General features: G+C 46.2%; 15 protein-coding genes. 11 read left to right on the plus strand and 4 right to left on the minus strand.

Annotation, left to right across the window (positions count from 1 at the left end; genetic code table 11):
• Positions 1 to 11: 11 nt before the first annotated feature.
• From WJR50_RS01840 to WJR50_RS01860, 5 genes are all read left to right on the plus strand, one after another.
• Complete coding sequence (locus tag WJR50_RS01840; protein WP_341291506.1) at positions 12 to 1,472, plus strand: DUF1501 domain-containing protein; 1,461 nt, start codon at positions 12 to 14, stop codon at positions 1,470 to 1,472.
• Between the two features lie 157 nt (positions 1,473 to 1,629).
• Positions 1,630 to 4,860 (plus strand): DUF1553 domain-containing protein, encoded by a 3,231-nt coding sequence (locus WJR50_RS01845; protein WP_341291507.1) that lies wholly within the window; start codon positions 1,630 to 1,632, stop codon positions 4,858 to 4,860.
• 5 nt (positions 4,861 to 4,865) lie between these two features.
• Positions 4,866 to 6,314 carry a DUF1501 domain-containing protein gene (locus tag WJR50_RS01850; RefSeq protein WP_341291508.1) on the plus strand — a complete coding sequence of 483 codons (1,449 nt, stop codon included), beginning with the start codon at positions 4,866 to 4,868 and terminating at the stop codon, positions 6,312 to 6,314.
• An 18-nt stretch (positions 6,315 to 6,332) separates the two neighbouring features.
• Positions 6,333 to 7,409 (plus strand): 6-bladed beta-propeller, encoded by a 1,077-nt coding sequence (locus tag WJR50_RS01855; protein ID WP_341291509.1) that lies wholly within the window; start codon positions 6,333 to 6,335, stop codon positions 7,407 to 7,409.
• Positions 7,410 to 7,486: 77 nt separating this feature from the next.
• Positions 7,487 to 7,708: a type II toxin-antitoxin system HicB family antitoxin gene (locus WJR50_RS01860; RefSeq protein ID WP_341291510.1), complete on the plus strand. Its 222-nt coding sequence runs from the start codon at positions 7,487 to 7,489 to the stop codon at positions 7,706 to 7,708.
• A gap of 230 nt (positions 7,709 to 7,938) precedes the next feature.
• Here WJR50_RS01860 and WJR50_RS01865 read toward each other — a convergent pair whose 3' ends face one another.
• The gene (locus tag WJR50_RS01865) at positions 7,939 to 8,760 is read right to left on the minus strand and encodes a hypothetical protein (RefSeq protein ID WP_341291511.1); all 822 of its coding nucleotides are present in this window, start codon (positions 8,758 to 8,760) and stop codon (positions 7,939 to 7,941) included.
• Between the two features lie 160 nt (positions 8,761 to 8,920).
• Positions 8,921 to 9,772, minus strand: a complete 852-nt coding sequence (locus tag WJR50_RS01870; RefSeq protein WP_341291512.1) for a sugar phosphate isomerase/epimerase family protein — start codon at positions 9,770 to 9,772, stop codon at positions 8,921 to 8,923.
• Between the two features lie 526 nt (positions 9,773 to 10,298).
• On the opposite strand from WJR50_RS01870, the gene WJR50_RS01875 reads away from it, so the two are divergent.
• Positions 10,299 to 10,913 carry a hypothetical protein gene (locus WJR50_RS01875; protein WP_341291513.1) on the plus strand — a complete coding sequence of 205 codons (615 nt, stop codon included), beginning with the start codon at positions 10,299 to 10,301 and terminating at the stop codon, positions 10,911 to 10,913.
• Between the two features lie 178 nt (positions 10,914 to 11,091).
• Positions 11,092 to 12,255, plus strand: coding sequence for a Gfo/Idh/MocA family protein (locus WJR50_RS01880; protein WP_445223447.1), 1,164 nt, complete (start codon positions 11,092 to 11,094; stop codon positions 12,253 to 12,255).
• 81 nt (positions 12,256 to 12,336) lie between these two features.
• Here the strand turns inward: WJR50_RS01880 and WJR50_RS01885 are convergent, their stop codons facing one another.
• Both WJR50_RS01885 and WJR50_RS01890 read right to left on the minus strand, forming a co-directional pair.
• Positions 12,337 to 12,768 carry a type II toxin-antitoxin system VapC family toxin gene (locus WJR50_RS01885; protein WP_341291515.1) on the minus strand — a complete coding sequence of 144 codons (432 nt, stop codon included), beginning with the start codon at positions 12,766 to 12,768 and terminating at the stop codon, positions 12,337 to 12,339.
• Complete coding sequence (locus WJR50_RS01890) at positions 12,761 to 12,943, minus strand: hypothetical protein (protein WP_341291516.1); 183 nt, start codon at positions 12,941 to 12,943, stop codon at positions 12,761 to 12,763. The genes WJR50_RS01885 and WJR50_RS01890 overlap by 8 nt, the downstream gene beginning before the upstream one ends.
• Positions 12,944 to 13,139: 196 nt before the next feature.
• On the opposite strand from WJR50_RS01890, the gene WJR50_RS01895 reads away from it, so the two are divergent.
• The 4 genes from WJR50_RS01895 to WJR50_RS01910 all read left to right on the plus strand — a co-directional run bounded on the left by WJR50_RS01895 (position 13,140) and on the right by WJR50_RS01910 (position 16,676).
• Positions 13,140 to 13,856 (plus strand): HU family DNA-binding protein, encoded by a 717-nt coding sequence (locus tag WJR50_RS01895; protein ID WP_341291517.1) that lies wholly within the window; start codon positions 13,140 to 13,142, stop codon positions 13,854 to 13,856.
• Between the two features lie 269 nt (positions 13,857 to 14,125).
• Positions 14,126 to 14,443 (plus strand): hypothetical protein, encoded by a 318-nt coding sequence (locus tag WJR50_RS01900; RefSeq protein WP_341291518.1) that lies wholly within the window; start codon positions 14,126 to 14,128, stop codon positions 14,441 to 14,443.
• A gap of 283 nt (positions 14,444 to 14,726) precedes the next feature.
• Positions 14,727 to 15,941: a hypothetical protein gene (locus tag WJR50_RS01905; protein WP_341291519.1), complete on the plus strand. Its 1,215-nt coding sequence runs from the start codon at positions 14,727 to 14,729 to the stop codon at positions 15,939 to 15,941.
• 342 nt (positions 15,942 to 16,283) lie between these two features.
• Positions 16,284 to 16,676: a hypothetical protein gene (locus tag WJR50_RS01910; RefSeq protein ID WP_341291520.1), complete on the plus strand. Its 393-nt coding sequence runs from the start codon at positions 16,284 to 16,286 to the stop codon at positions 16,674 to 16,676.
• Positions 16,677 to 16,820: the final 144 nt, after the last annotated feature.

The raw sequence follows: 16,820 nt of genomic DNA on the forward strand, positions 1-16,820 counted from the left end.
AGACATACTTTATGAAAGATATACTCACTGAGCATTTTAACCAGATGAACCGCCGCCACTTCCTTTCCCGCATGAGTCTGGGCTTAGGAGGAATGGCATTAGGAAGTCTGTTTGGGTGTAGTAGCAATGCTTCTCCTGAGATGGCAACTGACCCCATGCAGGGCATACTGGACAAGCTGCATTTTGCCCCCAAAGCCAAACGGGTGATCTACCTCTTTCAAAGTGGAGGCCCCTCGCAAATGGACCTTTTTGACTACAAACCTATGCTCAGTAAGATGCATGGTGAAGAACTGCCTGCTTCTGTCCGCATGGGACAGCGCCTTACCGGCATGACCGCCGGGCAAAGTTCTTTTCCCCTTGCCTCTTCCCTTTTTGAGTTCAAGCAGCACGGACAAAGCGGAGCCTGGGTGAGTGACCTTATGCCCCATACCGCTGAAATTGCCGATGAACTTTGTTTCATCAAAAGTATGCATACCGAAGCCATTAACCACGATCCGGCGATTACCTTCTTTCAGACCGGTTCGCAGCAGCCGGGTCGTCCCAGCATAGGCTCCTGGCTGAGCTATGGGTTGGGAAGTGATAACCAGAACCTGCCCACTTTCATCGTGCTGCTTTCCCGGGGAGCACAACGTCCGCAGCCAATCTATTCGCGCCTGTGGGGCAATGGTTTTCTGGCCTCTCTGCACCAGGGCGTACAGTTCCGGTCAGGTAAGGACCCTGTTCTTTACCTGAACAATCCTGATGGTATCAATGCAGGTACGAGACGGGAGGTATTGGATTATCTCTCACAGCTCAACGATATGCGTATGCAGGATTTTGGTGACCCTGAAATAGAATCACGCATCGCCCAGTATGAGATGGCTTACCGTATGCAAACCTCTGTTCCTGATGCACTAGACCTTTCCAACGAACCCGATTCAGTCTTTGAAATGTACGGAGAAGACGCTCGTAAGCCCGGTACCTATGCGGCCAACTGCCTGCTGGCCCGCAGATTAGCGGAGCGGGATGTGAAATTTGTACAGCTCTATCACCTGGGCTGGGATCAGCATACGGATCTGCCACGAGAGCTAAGTTCACAGTGCCGCGATACCGATCAGGCTTCGGCCGCTTTGGTCAAAGATCTTAAGCAAAGAGGTTTGCTGGAAGATACGCTCATTGTCTGGGGAGGTGAATTTGGACGAACCAATTACTCTCAGGGACAGCTTACCGCTACCAATTATGGGCGCGACCATCATCCCCGCTGTTTCACCGTCTGGCTGGCAGGCGGTGGTGTGAAAAAAGGTTTTACCTACGGAGAAACAGATGATTTCTCCTACAACATCGTCAAGGACCCGGTGCATGTACATGATTTTCAGGCTACCCTGCTGCACCTTTTAGGGGTAGACCATGAAAAGCTTACTTTTAAGCATCAGGGCAGGCGCTATCGCCTCACCGATGTGCATGGCAAACTAGTTAACGATATCATTGCCTAAACAGGCAGCAGACGTCGCCACCATCAGGAGGAGGGAAGCCTATTGTGAATATGATAGACGCTCTCAAGAATACTTGAAGAGGCAGGATATAGGATATAAATAGTATATTCTGAGAGGATGACAACCTTAAAACGCTTAAAAAGAGAATGCACAAGGCATGAAGAACTTTTTTACATATATGTTCATGTTGGCTAGTGTAATTACACTTTTGGAAGCGTGTGGCCCACAGAAAACAGCATTTCCTCCTGAGATAGAAGCTCAATTGCCCCAAACCATTGACTTCAACTACCATATCAAACCTATCCTTTCCGATCGCTGCTTTGCCTGTCATGGGCCTGACAAAAATAAACAGGAAGCAGACCTGAGGCTGGATATAGAAGAAAGCGCCTTGGCAGCTTTGGGTGAAGAGCAGGATCGTCATGCCATCGTGCCGGGAAATCCGGCCAAAAGTGAGTTGTTTCATCGCATTACGGCCGAAGATGCTGAAGTTGTCATGCCTCCCCCTGAGTCTAATCTGAAACTTAGTGAGTATGAGATTGCGCTGCTGACCCGTTGGATAGAAGAAGGCGCAGAATACAAACCGCACTGGTCATTTATTCCTCCAAAGACTCCTGAGCTACCCACTTTGGAGCAGGAAGATTGGGTAAAGAATCCGATTGATCATTTTGTGCTGGCCCGCCTGGAGCAGGAAAATCTATCACCATCTCCCGAAGCTTCCAAAGTACAACTGCTCAGGAGAGTAAGTTTTGATCTGAACGGTTTGCCTCCTTCGCCGGAAGAAACAGATGCTTTTCTAGCTGACACTTCAGTAAATGCTTATGAAAAAGTAGTAGACCGTCTGCTGGCTTCGCCTCGCTATGGAGAAAGAATGGCGATGGACTGGCTGGATGTGGCGCGCTATGCCGATTCTCATGGCTATCACGCTGATGGTTACCGGATGATGTGGCCCTGGCGAGACTGGGTGATCAAAGCTTTCAATGAAAACCTGCCCTTTGATGATTTCGTCACCTGGCAGATGGCAGGCGACCTTTTACCCGATGCTTCCCAGGAGCAGCTGCTGGCCACAGGTTTTCATCGCAACCATCCGGCTAGTTCCGAATCAGGCATTGTACCGGAAGAGTACCGGCTGGAAAATGTTTTTGACCGTACCAATACTACTGCCAAAGCGCTGCTGGGGCTTACGCTGGAATGTGCCCGCTGCCATGATCATAAATACGATCCCATCTCTCAAAAAGAATATTATCAGTTCTCGGCTTTCTTCAACAATGTAGATGAGCTGGGTATGATCGCCAATGACGGTAACACTGCCCCCACCATGCCCCTCATGCAGGAGGAAGTAGCTGAAAAAGTAGCATATATCCGTAAGCTGATCGCCGAGCAGGAGCAAAAGCAGGAAAATTATCAGCAGAAAGCTTTGAATAAACTGTCCGGACAAGCCGTAAAAGTAGCGGCTGATTTTCTCCAACAAGGACTGATAGGTCATTATCCCCTGGATAAAATTACTGATGAGCAAACGCCTAACGTAAGCGGAACAAAGCATCCGGCTAGTCTTCGCGGTGAAGTAGAAGTGGTGCCTGGCAAAGAAGGCAGCGCGCTTAGATTTGACAGCGAATATGAATTTTTATCCCTGCCGGAAGTTGGCGATTTTGAGCGTACCGATGCATTTTCCATGGGCGCCTGGGTTTATCCGGAGAAGAAAGAAGATTATACCGTCATATTAGGGAATGCCGGAGGTAAAAACTCCCACTGGCGGGGCTATGAGCTTTTTCTGGATAGCCTGAACCGGGTGAGCGTACGCCTTACCCACGGCCTGCCTGATCACTGTCTTTATGTTACTACCGAAGATAGTATCCACTTAAATGAATGGAGTCACCTGATGTTTACCTACGATGGTTCCAGCAAAGCCTCTGGCATTACCATATATGTCAATGGAAAATCTGCCCCAGTGCAGGTACAGTATGACCGCCTGTATAAAAGCATACGCACCATTGATGATACACTGAAGGTAGAAGCACGTGCTATCCGGGTGGGGCGCAGCTACCGGGGAGCGCTGGATATAGGCCTCTTTGAGGGTGCAGTGGATGACATTCGTCTGTACAACCGCCAGCTGACAGGCCTGGAAGTGGCCGGGGTGACAGGCAATTTCTTTTGGAAAGATACCCCTTATGATAAGCTCGGAGTAGAGGAGCAGGCATTATTATCTGAATATTATTTGCACCACAAGGATCAGCAATACCATCAGCTCAGAGCACAACTCCAGGCCCTCCGAAAAGAAGAACATGCAACTCTGGATACTGTACCTGAGGTGATGGTGATGCGGGAAATGGACCCGCCCCGCAAAACTTATGTGCTGGATAGAGGCATGTACGATGCCCCCCGGGAAGAAGTGCAGCCGGGAACACTCTCAGATGTATTACCTTTTTCAGAAGAATTTCCTCCCAACCGCTTAGGCTTATCCCAGTGGCTGTTGAGTGCGGAAAATCCACTCACCGCCAGAGTGGCGGTCAATCGCTACTGGCACATGTTTTTTGGGCGGGGGATTGTAGGCACACTGGAAGATTTTGGCAACCAGGGGGACCTGCCTACCCATCCTGAGTTACTAGACTGGCTGGCGGTAGCGTTCCGGGAGTCGGGCTGGAATGTCAAGGCTTTGCTTCGCCTGATCGTCACTTCGTCTACCTACCGGCAGTCTTCTGTGGCTGGCCAGGAACTCAGGCAGAAAGATCCGGATAATAAACTACTGGCACGAGGTCCCAGCCACCGCTTACCCGCGGAAATGATTCGTGACAACGCAATGGCAGCCAGTGGCCTGCTGGTGAATAAACTCGGTGGCCCCAGTGTAAAAACCTATCAGCCGGAAGGCCTATGGAGCAAAACCCACTTTTCCCGACTGCTGGTAAACTATGAGCCGGATCAGGGAGAAAAGCTGTACCGACGAAGCATGTACACCTTCATCCGCCGTACCGCGCCTCCCCCCAGTATGACGGTGCTGGATGCTTCTGACCGCAGCACGTGTATCATACGCCGACAGACCACCAGCACTCCTTTGCAGGCGCTACTGTTAATGAATGAGCCACAAATGATAGAAGCTGCCCGACTCATTGCCGAGAGGGTGATTAGAGAAGGTGGAGAAAGCATAGATGCACAGTTGAACTTAGCTTTCCGCCTGCTGAGCAGCCGCAAGCTGCGAAATGACGAGCTACCGCTGATGCGGGAACTTTATGAGCAGGAATACCGGAAGTATCAGCATGATCAGAAAGGAGCCTCTGCTCTACTAGAGGTAGGTGATTATCCCCGGGATACCAGCCTGCCCCTGTCCAGAGTAGCTGCCCTTACAACGGTAACCAACATTATGATGAATTACGATGAAGTCTACACCAAAAGATAAGCCTTATGAGCGATTGTAAGCAATATACGCCTCACTATAGCCGCCGGGATTTTCTCACCAAAACTACCATGGGCATGAGCGCTGCCGCCCTGGGTTCGCTCTTACAGCCGACCTTTCTTTTTGGCAAGACTGCCGACCCGGCCAGTGGTGTAGGCGGACCTCATTTTGCTCCCAAAGCCAAAAGAGTGATCTATCTTTTTCAGAGTGGAGGTCCTTCGCAGATGGAACTGTTTGACTATAAGCCTATGCTGGAGAAGATGAATGGGGAAGAGTTGCCAGAGTCTATCCGCAAGGGACAACGCCTGACAGGCATGACCGCTGGCCAGAAGTCCTTCCCGCTGGCAGGCTCACAATTTAAATTTGCCCAATATGGTAACAATGGCGCATGGGTCAGTGAACTAATGCCCCACACCGCTAAGATCACGGATGAGCTTTGTTTTATCAAGTCCATGTATACCGAGGCGATCAACCATGATCCGGCCATTACTTTTTTTCAGACGGGCTCGCAGCAACCCGGTCGCCCCTGCATCGGCTCCTGGATTAGCTATGGGCTGGGCAGTGACAATGATAACCTACCTACTTTTTGTGTGCTCCTCTCCGAAGGCAGATCGGGAGGACAGCCTCTGTATTCCCGCTTATGGGGCAATGGCTTTTTACCATCTGTACACCAGGGAGTACAGTTCCGTTCGGGCAAAGATCCGGTGCTCTACCTGAACAATCCGCCCAGTATTGACATGGATGACCGGGAGAGGCAGCTTTCCTTCCTCAAACGCATGCATGAGATGCAGTACGCTCGCCTGGAAGATCCGGAGATTAATACTAAAATCGCGCAGTACGAAATGGCTTTCCGCATGCAAACTTCTGTACCGGAAACTATGAATATAGCCGATGAACCTGACTATATCTATGATATGTACGGACCGGAAGCGCGTATTCCCGGCACCTACGCGGCCAATTGCCTGCTGGCCCGTCGCCTGATAGAGCGGGATGTTAAATTTATCCAACTGTACCATCAGGGATGGGACCATCATGGTAATCTGCCGAGCCAGATTCAGAAACTGGCCCAAAGCGTAGACCAACCTTCAGCAGCGCTGATCATGGACCTGAAGCAGCGGGGACTGCTGGAAGATACGCTGGTGGTCTGGGGAGGAGAGTTTGGCCGTACCAATTATTCACAGGGAAAGCTGACGAAAACCAACTACGGCAGAGATCATCACCCCCGCTGCTTCACCATCTGGATGGCGGGAGCCGGCGTGAAAAAAGGATTGGTCTATGGCGCTACCGACGACTTTAGCTACAACATCACTTCTGATCCTGTGCATGTGCATGATTTTCAGGCTACCCTGCTGCACCTCTTGGGAGTTGATCACGAAAAGCTTACCTTTAAACACCAGGGAAGGCGCTATCGTCTCACCGATGTACATGGCAAACTAGTTAACGATATTATTGCATAACACAACAACCTGATCAAGATGAAAGATATTTCTTCCAATCCTCGCCGTAATTTTCTCAAAGGCAGTGTAGCCCTGGCGGGAGGGGCGCTATTGACTCCAGACCTCAACTTCTACATCCAGAAGAGCAAGCCCAAACTCAGTGATGAAGTGCTGGGGCATAATGGCTTCCGTTACCGGGTGCATCAGGAATGGGGTAACCTGAACCCTGCGCAAACACCGGTCAAAAACTGCCATGAGATGGTGATGGATTCCAAGGGGCGCCTCATTATGGTGACGGATGAAACCAAGAACAACATTATCGTTTATGATAAATCCGGTAAGCTGCTGGAAAGCTGGGGCTCGGATTATCCCGGTGGACATGGCCTTTCCCTGTTTGACGAAGGGGGAGAAGACATGCTGCTGATCTGCGACCCAAACATTGGTAAGGTGGTTAAGACCAACGTAAAGGGCAAGGTGCTGATGACCCTTGAGACCCCTCATGAGCTGGGCATCTACGAAGAAGATATGAACTTTAAACCTACCGAAACCACCGTAGGGCCCAATGGGGATATCTATGTAGCGGATGGATACGGCTCTCAGTACGTGATACAGTATGATAGTAAAGGAAAATACATTCGTCATTTTGGCGGAGCAGGGGATGGAGACGGACAGTTCCAGACCGTACATGGGGTAGCGATAGACCGGCGCAATGGCGCTGAGCCCAGGCTGCTATGTACTTCCCGTGCGCACAATGCCTTCAAATATTATTCGCTGGATGGTGAATACCAGTCTACCCTCTTCCTGCCCGGAGCTTATGTCTGTCGTCCGGTCATGGATGAGGATAATCTGTATGCCGGAGTCTGCTGGTCACGTTTAAAGTATCTTAACCAGACGCCTAATTCCGGTTTTGTGACCATTCTGGATAAGAATAACAAAGTAGTTTCCAATCCCGGAGGTACCAAACCCGAGTACCGAAATGGCGAACTACAACTGATGGTACAGGAAAGCCCGGTGTTCAAGCACTGCCATGATGTATGCATAGACGAAGACAAGAACATTTACGTTTGCCAGTGGAACGCCAACCAGACTTATCCTATCAAGCTGGAAAGGGTGTAATCTATAAAATCATACTAAATTAGAAGGTTATCAGGGGCCTTTTTGGATGATAGCAGAAAACCAAATGATAAGCTAATATGAAAGACTATCATATCAACATATTTCATAGCGAAGAGGATGAGGGCTACATCGCAGATATACCGGATTTAAAACATTGCTCAGCTTTTGGGGAGACAGCAGAACAAGCACTTTTTGAAGTGATGCAAGCCAAAGCCAGCTGGCTGGAAACTGCTAAGGCACAGGGTAAGTCTGTACCTGAACCCAAATACAGGCCCATGATCTACCAGATAGCTACATAGTCAAAGTAGCTGATTGAGGGAGCGTATTTACATTTGTAACCCAGGCAATGTCCTGAACTTTAAAGGGAGAAAGATCTTCACTTTGAGCTTAATTTCCGGCAGTAACTAAGCTAAAAAGTAGTTTGCTGGTTTAAGCAGAAGTAAGTCGCTGATTCCTGGATCTTTTAACACAGCTCAGTACAGCAATTCAGCTATTTGCTGTACTAAGCTATGAGCCATTTAAAGTATTTCTACTGCCGGGTGGGGTCATCCGGGAACCTGTCCTGCACATCGGGTGTACCGTCTCCGTCACGGTCATCCAGGCTAACGCCTCCGCTACTCCGGTAAAGCATCTGCCACTCTATGGCCAGGAATGTATCAAAAACCAGCTGACTGAATTCTGCAGTGGGCCCTACTGCCATGCGGATAGATACCGAAGAAGTAGGAAGGCTTTCCAGGGCAGTAACCTGCGCAGCTACCATAGCGGTAAAGCCACCGGAACGGATTAGGGCAGTAGAACTACGGGTGGTGATACCAGAAGCAGGATTGATCTGTCCCTCGTTGAGACAAAGCAGTTCAATGTTATTGCCATTTACACCCAAAAACTGTAGCATCTGCTGAATTTCACCTTGTCTGATTTCTCTTGCACTAGGAAAGCCGTTGGCCGTAGTACTAAGCCAGCGCCATACTACCTGATTGTCCTGGCGGATCAGGTTTACACCGGCAGTATGAGATGCCCGTAAGGTTTCGGTACTGTATCCGGCAGGGTATTCAAAACTGAGGGGAGGGAAATCCGGATGTAAAAAAGATCCTCCTGGTGTTCTGACAGTAGGAGGGACAAACCCGGGCAGGTCGGTACGAGGAATGCCGTTGGACAGATCCCAATAAATAGCCTCAGCGCCTCTTACGTTCTGACAGAGTTGTGAACTGGCATTGTTAAGGTTTGGCCCTACCTCTTCTGCTTCATCGTTGCTGTCGCAGGCAGGAAGGATAAACAGGAAGATCGCGAAGGCGAGCAGCTTTGTTGTAAGCCTATTGAAGTTGGTTAAGTTTTTCATAGGAAAGCGTATCATGGTTTGGAGAAATATTTTGATCTACACCTAATGTATAGAAGACCCTCAGGGAAGGTCATCATGATCTCCAGGATTTTATAGATTCGCAACCTTAGATGCTGTACCCATATGCTTGCAATAGAGAAAACCCGGCATCAGTTATGGCTGGTAAATCACTCATTTACTTACTCAGGATGCGATGTATGCTTTGGTAACTGACCTTAGCGCAGTCCAGTCCCCTGACAGCCCGCTCATTTTCTACAATAAAGTGTTTAACGCCTCCGGTATCGGCATTGGCAAAGATGCTATCAAAGTCTATAATTCCCTGTCCCACACAACTGATTCCCCCGTCGCGGTTATTGTTCATATCCTTGACATGAGCCAGCTCAAAGCGTCCCGGATACTTGCGGAAGTAAGCTACCGGATCCTGACCACCCTTCACCACCCAGTACCAGTCCAACTGTACCGTAGTATAGTCAGGATCAGTATTTTCCATGAGCATATCAAAGGCCAGCTGCCCATCCACCTCTACAAACTCTTTGTCATGATTGTGCCACGCAAAGCGTAGACCTGCTTCTTTAGCCCTTTTGCCTACAGTGTTGATCCGCTCCGCAGCTTCCATCACTTCATCCCTGCCCAGGTTTTCGGCTGAGGATAACCAGGGCCAGTAGCATGCCAGGTAGGGGGTTTCTAATGTATCGGCAGTTTGCAGGTAGTTATCCATATTTTCCATCAGATTGCCCATACTACTGCCCAAGCTTACGGATTGCAATCCCTGCTCATCCAAAGCAGCCTTGAAGGCGGTAGCCGATTTACAGGATTCAGGCACACCTCCTTCTATGTGGGTATAGCCTATATCAGCCAGTGCCTGTAAGGCCTGGCGGTAATCCTGCGCAAACTCGCTTCTCATGGTGTTGGTGATAATGCCCACTTCAATTTTCTTGGCTAGGAGATTAGCCTCGGTAAGATCGCTCAGGCCTAGTGTGCCCGCCGCCAGCAGACTGTTTTTGAGGAAGTCTCTTCTTTTTTGCATGCTATTAGGTTATTGGGGATCATGAATATATAATTTTAGCCTATAAAAGACACCATGAGAGTATTATTATGCTCAGTTAAATTTATGGTAAGTTGCCTAAGCCTTAGGCGCGCTTTGGGCAGCGAATGAACTTTTCATAAGCACAGGTTTTGTCTCAGCATCATAGTCGGTAAGCGGCTGAGCTAAGTATCAAAGGGTACAAAGATACATCGTATTATCCCCTCAAGCCCTGAGTTACTAACCTTCAGAATGATGACTTCCCACTCTGATTTGCGCTTAATCTTCTGTAGATTAAAATTAAGATTAGATAATGCAGTACTGTAATCAGCCTTAGCCATGGCTATGCAATATGAAAACGAGTAAACTTCTAGGCCTTATTGCCATCATACTGACCGCCTTTGCATCGTCAGTGGGCTTATTTGTTCCCGGCCTTTATCAGGACAATGCTTTTGTGCAGACAGCCTGGTAGGGTAATGATTGGGTGACATTGCTGGTGATTGTTCCGGCCATGCTTGTTTGCCTGTTCATGGTGAATAGAGGCATTTTCAAAATTCAGCTGATCTGGATGGGCCTGTTGGCTTACCTGGTTTACAATTATGCTTTTTATCTTTTTGGAGCAGCCTACAATGCGCTCTTTCTCGTCTATGTACTCATCTTTTCCACCGCTGTATTTGCATTGATTGGCGGGCTGTCAGCCTTACCCCTTCGCGGTATTCACTTCACAAAAGACTCGGCCCGCTGGATTATTGCCTATCTGCTGCTGATTGCTTTCATACTCTGCATGGTAGAAATTCCTCCCAACCTGCAATACCTTGTTACCGCTCAGCTTCCTGAAACTATTGTTTTGACTCAACATCCTACCGCTATCGTCTACGCCCTGGACTTGTCCCTGGTAGTACCACTTTCTGTACTTGCAAGTGTATGGCTTTGGCAAAAAAAGTCATGGGGTTATGTGCTGGCAGTCATGATGCTGGTAAAAGGGGCTACCTACGGACTGGTGCTGGTAAGTAATTCGCTTCTGCTAAAGTATAGGGGTACAGGAGAAGACAATCTACTTCCATTTTATGGCTTTGTCATGATCGGTGGGTTAAGCGGGTTATGGTGGTTGATGAAGCATATTCGCCTGGAGAAAGGGCAATAACATATTTCCTCTTTGCAGAATACTTAATAATAAGTTGATAAAGCGTAGCTTTAGGCATAGGCGTATAAGCCTATAAATAATAGATGACCTGCCCATATATGTCTTATCACTATGCTTATTTTTCATAAGTTGTTGAATCAGAAAGGCAGAGCATGTATTATTGTGTAACAACCTAAATCTGAACTCCATGTCATCTGATAGACGTAATTTCCTCAAGAATTCTTTAGCTACGGCTGCCTTTGCCCTTCCTACTAATATTTTTGGTAATGCCTCTCCCGGCAGCTCTCGTCCGGTAGAACTGAAAGTAGATACCAGCAGACCTGCCCGACCCAAAGCATCTATCCGCTTCTCGGTAATAGGCCTGAACCACGGACATATCTACGGACAGGTAGAAGCCCTGCTGGGAGGAGGCGGTGAACTGGTAGCAGTCTATGCCAAAGAACCTGATCTGCTGCAGAACTTCACCAAACGTTATCCCAATGCGAAAGTGGCTCGCTCGGAAGAAGAAATCATTGAAGATGACAGCATACAAATGGTGGTCAGTGCCTCAATTCCGGTAGAGCGTGCTCCGCTGGGCATCAGGGTGATGCAGCATGGCAAAGATTTTATGGCAGACAAGCCGGGCATCATCACCTCTGAGCAGTTTGAAGAGGTGAAAAAGGTACAGAAAGAAACCCAGCGCATCTACTCCATCATGTACAGTGAACGACTGGGCAATCCTGCTTCCATACAGGCAGCCCGCCTGGTACAGTCGGGTGCTATTGGCAAGGTGGTGCAGACCATCGGTATGGGCCCTCACCGCATGCGTCCCGAAGGCCGTCCCGACTGGTTCTTTGACCCTGCCAAAGCAGGCGGTATCCTTTGTGATATTGGATCCCACCAGTGCGACCAGTTCCTCTACTATACCGACTCCAGTGAGGCGGAGGTGACTACTTCTCAAATAGGCAACTTTGACAACCCTGAGTATCCTAAGCTCGCCGATTTTGGAGATATGAATGTACGCAGCCCCAAGGCCACCGGCTACATCCGCATTGACTGGTTTACCCCCGAAGGGCTGGACACCTGGGGTGATGGCCGTTTGTTTATACTGGGTACCGAAGGGTATATAGAGTGCCGTAAGTACATTGACATTGCCGGAAGGGAAGGAGGGAATCACCTCTTCTTGGTAGACCAGAAAGAAACCAGGTATTATGACTGTAGCGGTATCCATATGCCCTATGGAGAGCAACTGGTAAGCGATGTGGTCAACCGTACTGAAACCGCCATGACGCAGCACCACTGCTTCCTGGCTACCGAACTGGCCATCAAAGCACAGGAGAACGCTTTTCAGTTGCAGGTTTAGAGGGTGAGGGCAAGCAGTATGTTGCAAACTTGCATTCATCAGTATGCTTAAGTGGAATCTACTTAAGCGAGAGGAGTTGATTCAAAATGTGTGATGAGCAGGGTTTATCACTTGTACTCCTGCTATTCCACTAAAATCTTTTTCATTGAATGTAGCAATCTGTTTAATATTGTTGGCAAGGGCTATGGCAGCTATTTCATAGTCATGTATCTTCTTTCCTCTATGCTGGTGCTGAGTTAATAATTGAAGGAGTTTTTGATAACTTTTTTTGTCCGGATAAAGGATAGAAAATACATTAATGAAATCATCTATGTCTTCCAAGGCTTCACTTAAAGGAGAAATTGGAGTATCTCCACGCGTAGTTGCTACGAGATATTCAGTTAAATTTTTTGAAGTAGTATAGATCTCTCCCTCGTAATTATCTAAAAATTGCACTGCTTTATCATGAAAAGAGGAAGGTTGATCTTTCGCATAAACCAGCACATTGGTATCAAATAGGATAGCTTTACTCATAGGCAATGTCTCTGATGTTGACATGATCAAACTTTCCTCCGAAATCTCTTAACTTCAAATGCTTTGTCCGGCGGCCTTTTTTGCTCTTTAGCGTTTCTACCAGTTGCTCTACTTTTTCCAGGTCTTTTTCACTTAAAGTGTCCAGCGCCTGCTTGATTTTTTCTTTAGTACTCATAAGCCATTCATTTATGATTCAAGATAACGAATTTTAAAACATATAGATTCTTTTATCCTCCTGAGCTATCTTTTAAAGTTGCGGTGGAATGTTGAACAGCGTGCTTTTCTTACAAATCCGCATCAGGTAATAAATTGCTGAATTACAGCAAGTTTAGTGAGCTACTCCTGGCTATTTTAGTAGAAAAAGAAAAGCCATGCCCATCCGTTTTGCGCTCTATCGCAATCCTTTCAAAAAGAACAAAGAAGAACTGGTAGCCCGGGTGGTGCATCATAGCTGTGCCGGGGATAAGGAGGTCATGGATATGATGATGTTGCGCAACAGCGGCCTTACGCGTTCGGAGGTGATAGCCGTGCTGGAAGAATATGCGGTAGCCCTGGAATATCTGCTACAGGATGGACAGAGTGTACACACTTCGCTGATCAAGCTGGAGGCCAGCATCAAAGGGAAGTTCAGGGATGAGCACGACCGCTTTGATCCTAAGCGCCATAAGGTCTGCCTGAATGCCAGCCCCGGCAAAAGGCTGCGCAAGCTGCTCAAAGGAGAAAAAGCCTATCGGCAGGAGCCTTCCTGCCCCCAACCTTACATAGAAGACTTTAAGCACTTTGACTCCCAGCTTCCAGTACATGGCTTTCTGCCCGGCATACCGGTTCGCCTCACCGGCAGCCATCTGAAAATCAATCCCGATATGGAAGATGAAGGCATCTACCTGAAAGCAGCGAATAATGCAGTATGGAAAGTAAGCCAGTTGATGACCAACTTCCCCGGCGAACTGCTCTTCATGATGCCTGAGGATATACCCGCCGGTACTTACCAGCTGGAAGTGCGCTGCCGGGTAGGCAACAGCACCGAGCTTCGCTCAGATGTTTACAGCCCCTCACTGAGCTGCTCCCCCTCCGCAGCTTCCGAATAAGCATTTCGCACAGTCCGAAATCTGATTTCGTAGCCTCCGCTTTTTCATTTCGCAGCCTGCGCAATAGTAAAAACACGCTTAGTGCAGCCCCATACGATTACCAACGCACAGACCGGCATGTGGCTTATGCAGAGTGTACAAACCTATCTACTAACGCTATGATGTAAAGCAAAGTACACCTAACCAAGCTGCTGAGGGTAGGTTAGTGGTTTTTAGAAGTATGGTGAATGCTGTATATTAGGAAAGGTTTTACTCTTAATTCTGAAAATATGATAGATCAGGAAAGCGATATATTATTTGAAGCACACCAGGAACTAAAAGAAACTTCTCCCGAACTCGCGGCGCAGCTTCACCAGATGTGGGAAGTAAAAATGAAAGAAAGCATGCTTACCCAGCCCGATGGTTTTGAGTATGTGGAAGTACGTGCTAAAGATCTCAAAGAAGGCATGGAGATCATCAATCTGGGTGTGGTAGAGCAGGTACTTACGGATGGCCTTCAACTTACAATTCGTCTACATTCGCCTGTCACAAATGTAAATGAGGTAGTAGTCAGCAGATTGAAAAGTATGAAAGTGAGGGTGCGTTAGCTATAAAGCATATTTGTTCTTTTTTTGGAGATTACTTCACATTTCAATACTGTCCACACCCTAGGGGCTTTCCTAGAGTGTAATATTGATTATATCTATTTTTGTAGTCATTAATCCGGTTGACCTCTGGCCTAATTGCCCAATTATTATAAGCTAACAATAAGGTTTGTGAAGCTTTGCGAATATGAGGGCACTAGAATGCAGCTAAGCGACTGGTTAGTATAAAATATTTAAGAAATTGTAATTAATCTAACGGTTTTCCATATATCAATTAACACTGGAGATGCATATTGATCAATTTAAATTCATTACTTGTAATATATTAAATACATGGTTAGAAAATAATGCTTCTGTTGCATTAGATTTAATGAAAAAACAAGAGGGGGTAATTTATTCCTTTCCCAGGAAAATAAAGATTGTTGTTAGCCCTACCCACTTTATTGCTGAATTAATAGGTGAAAGAAAAATTAATGCTCAATTCCAAGAATTGGAAGTAGATACTCTCAAAAAAACTTCTGACACTTCCGCTTATATAAATGGAGGGTTTCCTATAAAATATCCTAAACCTAATAAGTCAGCAATCATAGCTGAAGATAAGACAATTAAAGATATGGCTAACATTAGGTTATGTACTGAGCATGACAACTATGCAGTTGAAAAAATATTGAAAATTCAAAATACAAACCCTAAAATAACCAGGATAGGAGGAGTGGATCAGTACCCTCTTTTTATAAAAAAAGATGCTAGCAATTTGCTTTTTTCTAATCTAGAAATATTGAGAGTTGATTCTTATAGATTGTTTTTTAGATATATATCCACAATGATAGTTGTTGGAAAAAACTGTGAAAAAGATTCTTATAAAGGAAACCTCACAAAATTTTTAACACATTTTAAGCCTGTATCAAATTATTTTTTTGGATTTAATATGTATTTTGATACAAATGATTCTACTTATCTTAAACAACTAAAAAGCATCATTTATCAGGATGTTACCGAGCCAACAATTGATAAATTTTTGCAAGACCGTTCACAAGACTTTGCCAAAGCACTGAATCACGTTGAAGCTATCTCTCAAATAAATTTAAAAATCATTGAAAAAGAGGGGTGGGACAAAAGCTCATTAAAACCTGATTATTTACTAAAAACAGAAGAAGGATACTATAACATATTAGACCTTAAAAAAGGACTTTTAAAATACAAATCATTGACTAAGGGTGGATATTCTAGGCTAAGATTTATTGATTATGTGAATGAGTTAATAGCCCAATTACAAGGTTATCAACGATATTTTGAATCAGAAAAAAATAGAAATTGGGCTAAAGAAAATTTAGATGTGGAAGTGATTAATCCTATTCTTTATGGAGTTATAGGCAATCATAATAATTTTGATCGCAGTAAAATAGATGTAGTTTTAAAAAGCTTTAAAAATAATATTATAATACTGAGTTATAATGAGCTGGTTAATCTTTATAAGGTTAATATAGGTGGTACTAAATAAATTTTTATTATTTCAGGGTTGCTGAAGCTCACAGATAAATGAAAGTTTGCAACTATGATATGCCTTGATTCAGCTTAGTAGGAAAAATATAAACTATCAATAAATGTAAAGCTAAGCCCAGGCTAATGCCTATCGCATGATTTCTAAGATTTTAATTTATCGCACGGCATGGCGGGGCCACCCTGGCCGACCAGGCGAACCGTTAAATCCCTACGCATGCCCTACAAACAACACAAATAGTACCGCCTTCCGGGTTATAATTATGCCCAGAGTGGCGCATATTTTATTACCATCTGTACCCAAGATCGGCAGCATTATTTTGGTCAGATACAGGAAGGTGTCATGCATTTGTCAGAGGCAGGTACGATTGCCAAAGACAATCTGTTGATGATTCCTGAACAATTCAATAATACGGTTTTGGATGAATGGGTGGTGATGCCAAATCATATTCATATGATATTGATTATTGATGGTGGAAATATGACCGGTAGTAGGTCCATGATTAATCATGGACCTACAAAATCCGGTATTCCCAATAACCCTATGGAATTGCCAGTAGATACCATTGGCAAAATGATGCGGTGGTACAAAGGAAAGGTATCCTACGAATGTAGAAAACAAGGCCATACATTTGCATGGCAGGCCCGGCCTGGAAGGCCCGGTTTCACGACCATATCATTCGTAATGAGCGTTCTCTGGAAAATATCCGGCAGTACATTCAGGATAACCCTCTGAAATGGGAAGAGGATAGCTTCCGTCCTGTCTCAGGGCTGTAATCCTGCTTTCCGTTAATCCTTTCTCACCACCCCATACGAATGCGAGAGATTATTGCTCTCTTCAGGTTACATTCTTCTTTCCTCTCATACTAATACACAAAGC

It is taken from the genome of Catalinimonas locisalis (genome assembly GCF_038039535.1).
In the GTDB taxonomy this organism is placed as follows: Bacteria; Bacteroidota; Bacteroidia; order Cytophagales; family Cyclobacteriaceae; genus Catalinimonas.

Excerpts from the sequence above, each read along its gene's own strand:
- WJR50_RS01870 (WP_341291512.1), bottom strand. The coding sequence starts at position 9,772 with ATGCAAAAAAGAAGAGACTTCCTCAAAAACAGTCTGCTGGCGGCGGGC.
- WJR50_RS01895 (WP_341291517.1), top strand. The coding sequence starts at position 13,140 with ATGCCCATCCGTTTTGCGCTCTATCGCAATCCTTTCAAAAAGAACAAA.
- WJR50_RS01860 (WP_341291510.1), top strand. The coding sequence starts at position 7,487 with ATGAAAGACTATCATATCAACATATTTCATAGCGAAGAGGATGAGGGC.
- WJR50_RS01850 (WP_341291508.1), top strand. The coding sequence starts at position 4,866 with ATGAGCGATTGTAAGCAATATACGCCTCACTATAGCCGCCGGGATTTT.
- WJR50_RS01865 (WP_341291511.1), bottom strand. The coding sequence starts at position 8,760 with ATGATACGCTTTCCTATGAAAAACTTAACCAACTTCAATAGGCTTACA.
- WJR50_RS01845 (WP_341291507.1), top strand. The coding sequence starts at position 1,630 with ATGAAGAACTTTTTTACATATATGTTCATGTTGGCTAGTGTAATTACA.
- WJR50_RS01875 (WP_341291513.1), top strand. The coding sequence starts at position 10,299 with ATGGTGAATAGAGGCATTTTCAAAATTCAGCTGATCTGGATGGGCCTG.
- WJR50_RS01910 (WP_341291520.1), top strand. The coding sequence starts at position 16,284 with ATGCATTTGTCAGAGGCAGGTACGATTGCCAAAGACAATCTGTTGATG.
- WJR50_RS01890 (WP_341291516.1), bottom strand. The coding sequence starts at position 12,943 with ATGAGTACTAAAGAAAAAATCAAGCAGGCGCTGGACACTTTAAGTGAA.
- WJR50_RS01885 (WP_341291515.1), bottom strand. The coding sequence starts at position 12,768 with ATGAGTAAAGCTATCCTATTTGATACCAATGTGCTGGTTTATGCGAAA.
- WJR50_RS01900 (WP_341291518.1), top strand. The coding sequence starts at position 14,126 with ATGATAGATCAGGAAAGCGATATATTATTTGAAGCACACCAGGAACTA.
- WJR50_RS01855 (WP_341291509.1), top strand. The coding sequence starts at position 6,333 with ATGAAAGATATTTCTTCCAATCCTCGCCGTAATTTTCTCAAAGGCAGT.
- WJR50_RS01905 (WP_341291519.1), top strand. The coding sequence starts at position 14,727 with ATGCATATTGATCAATTTAAATTCATTACTTGTAATATATTAAATACA.
- WJR50_RS01840 (WP_341291506.1), top strand. The coding sequence starts at position 12 with ATGAAAGATATACTCACTGAGCATTTTAACCAGATGAACCGCCGCCAC.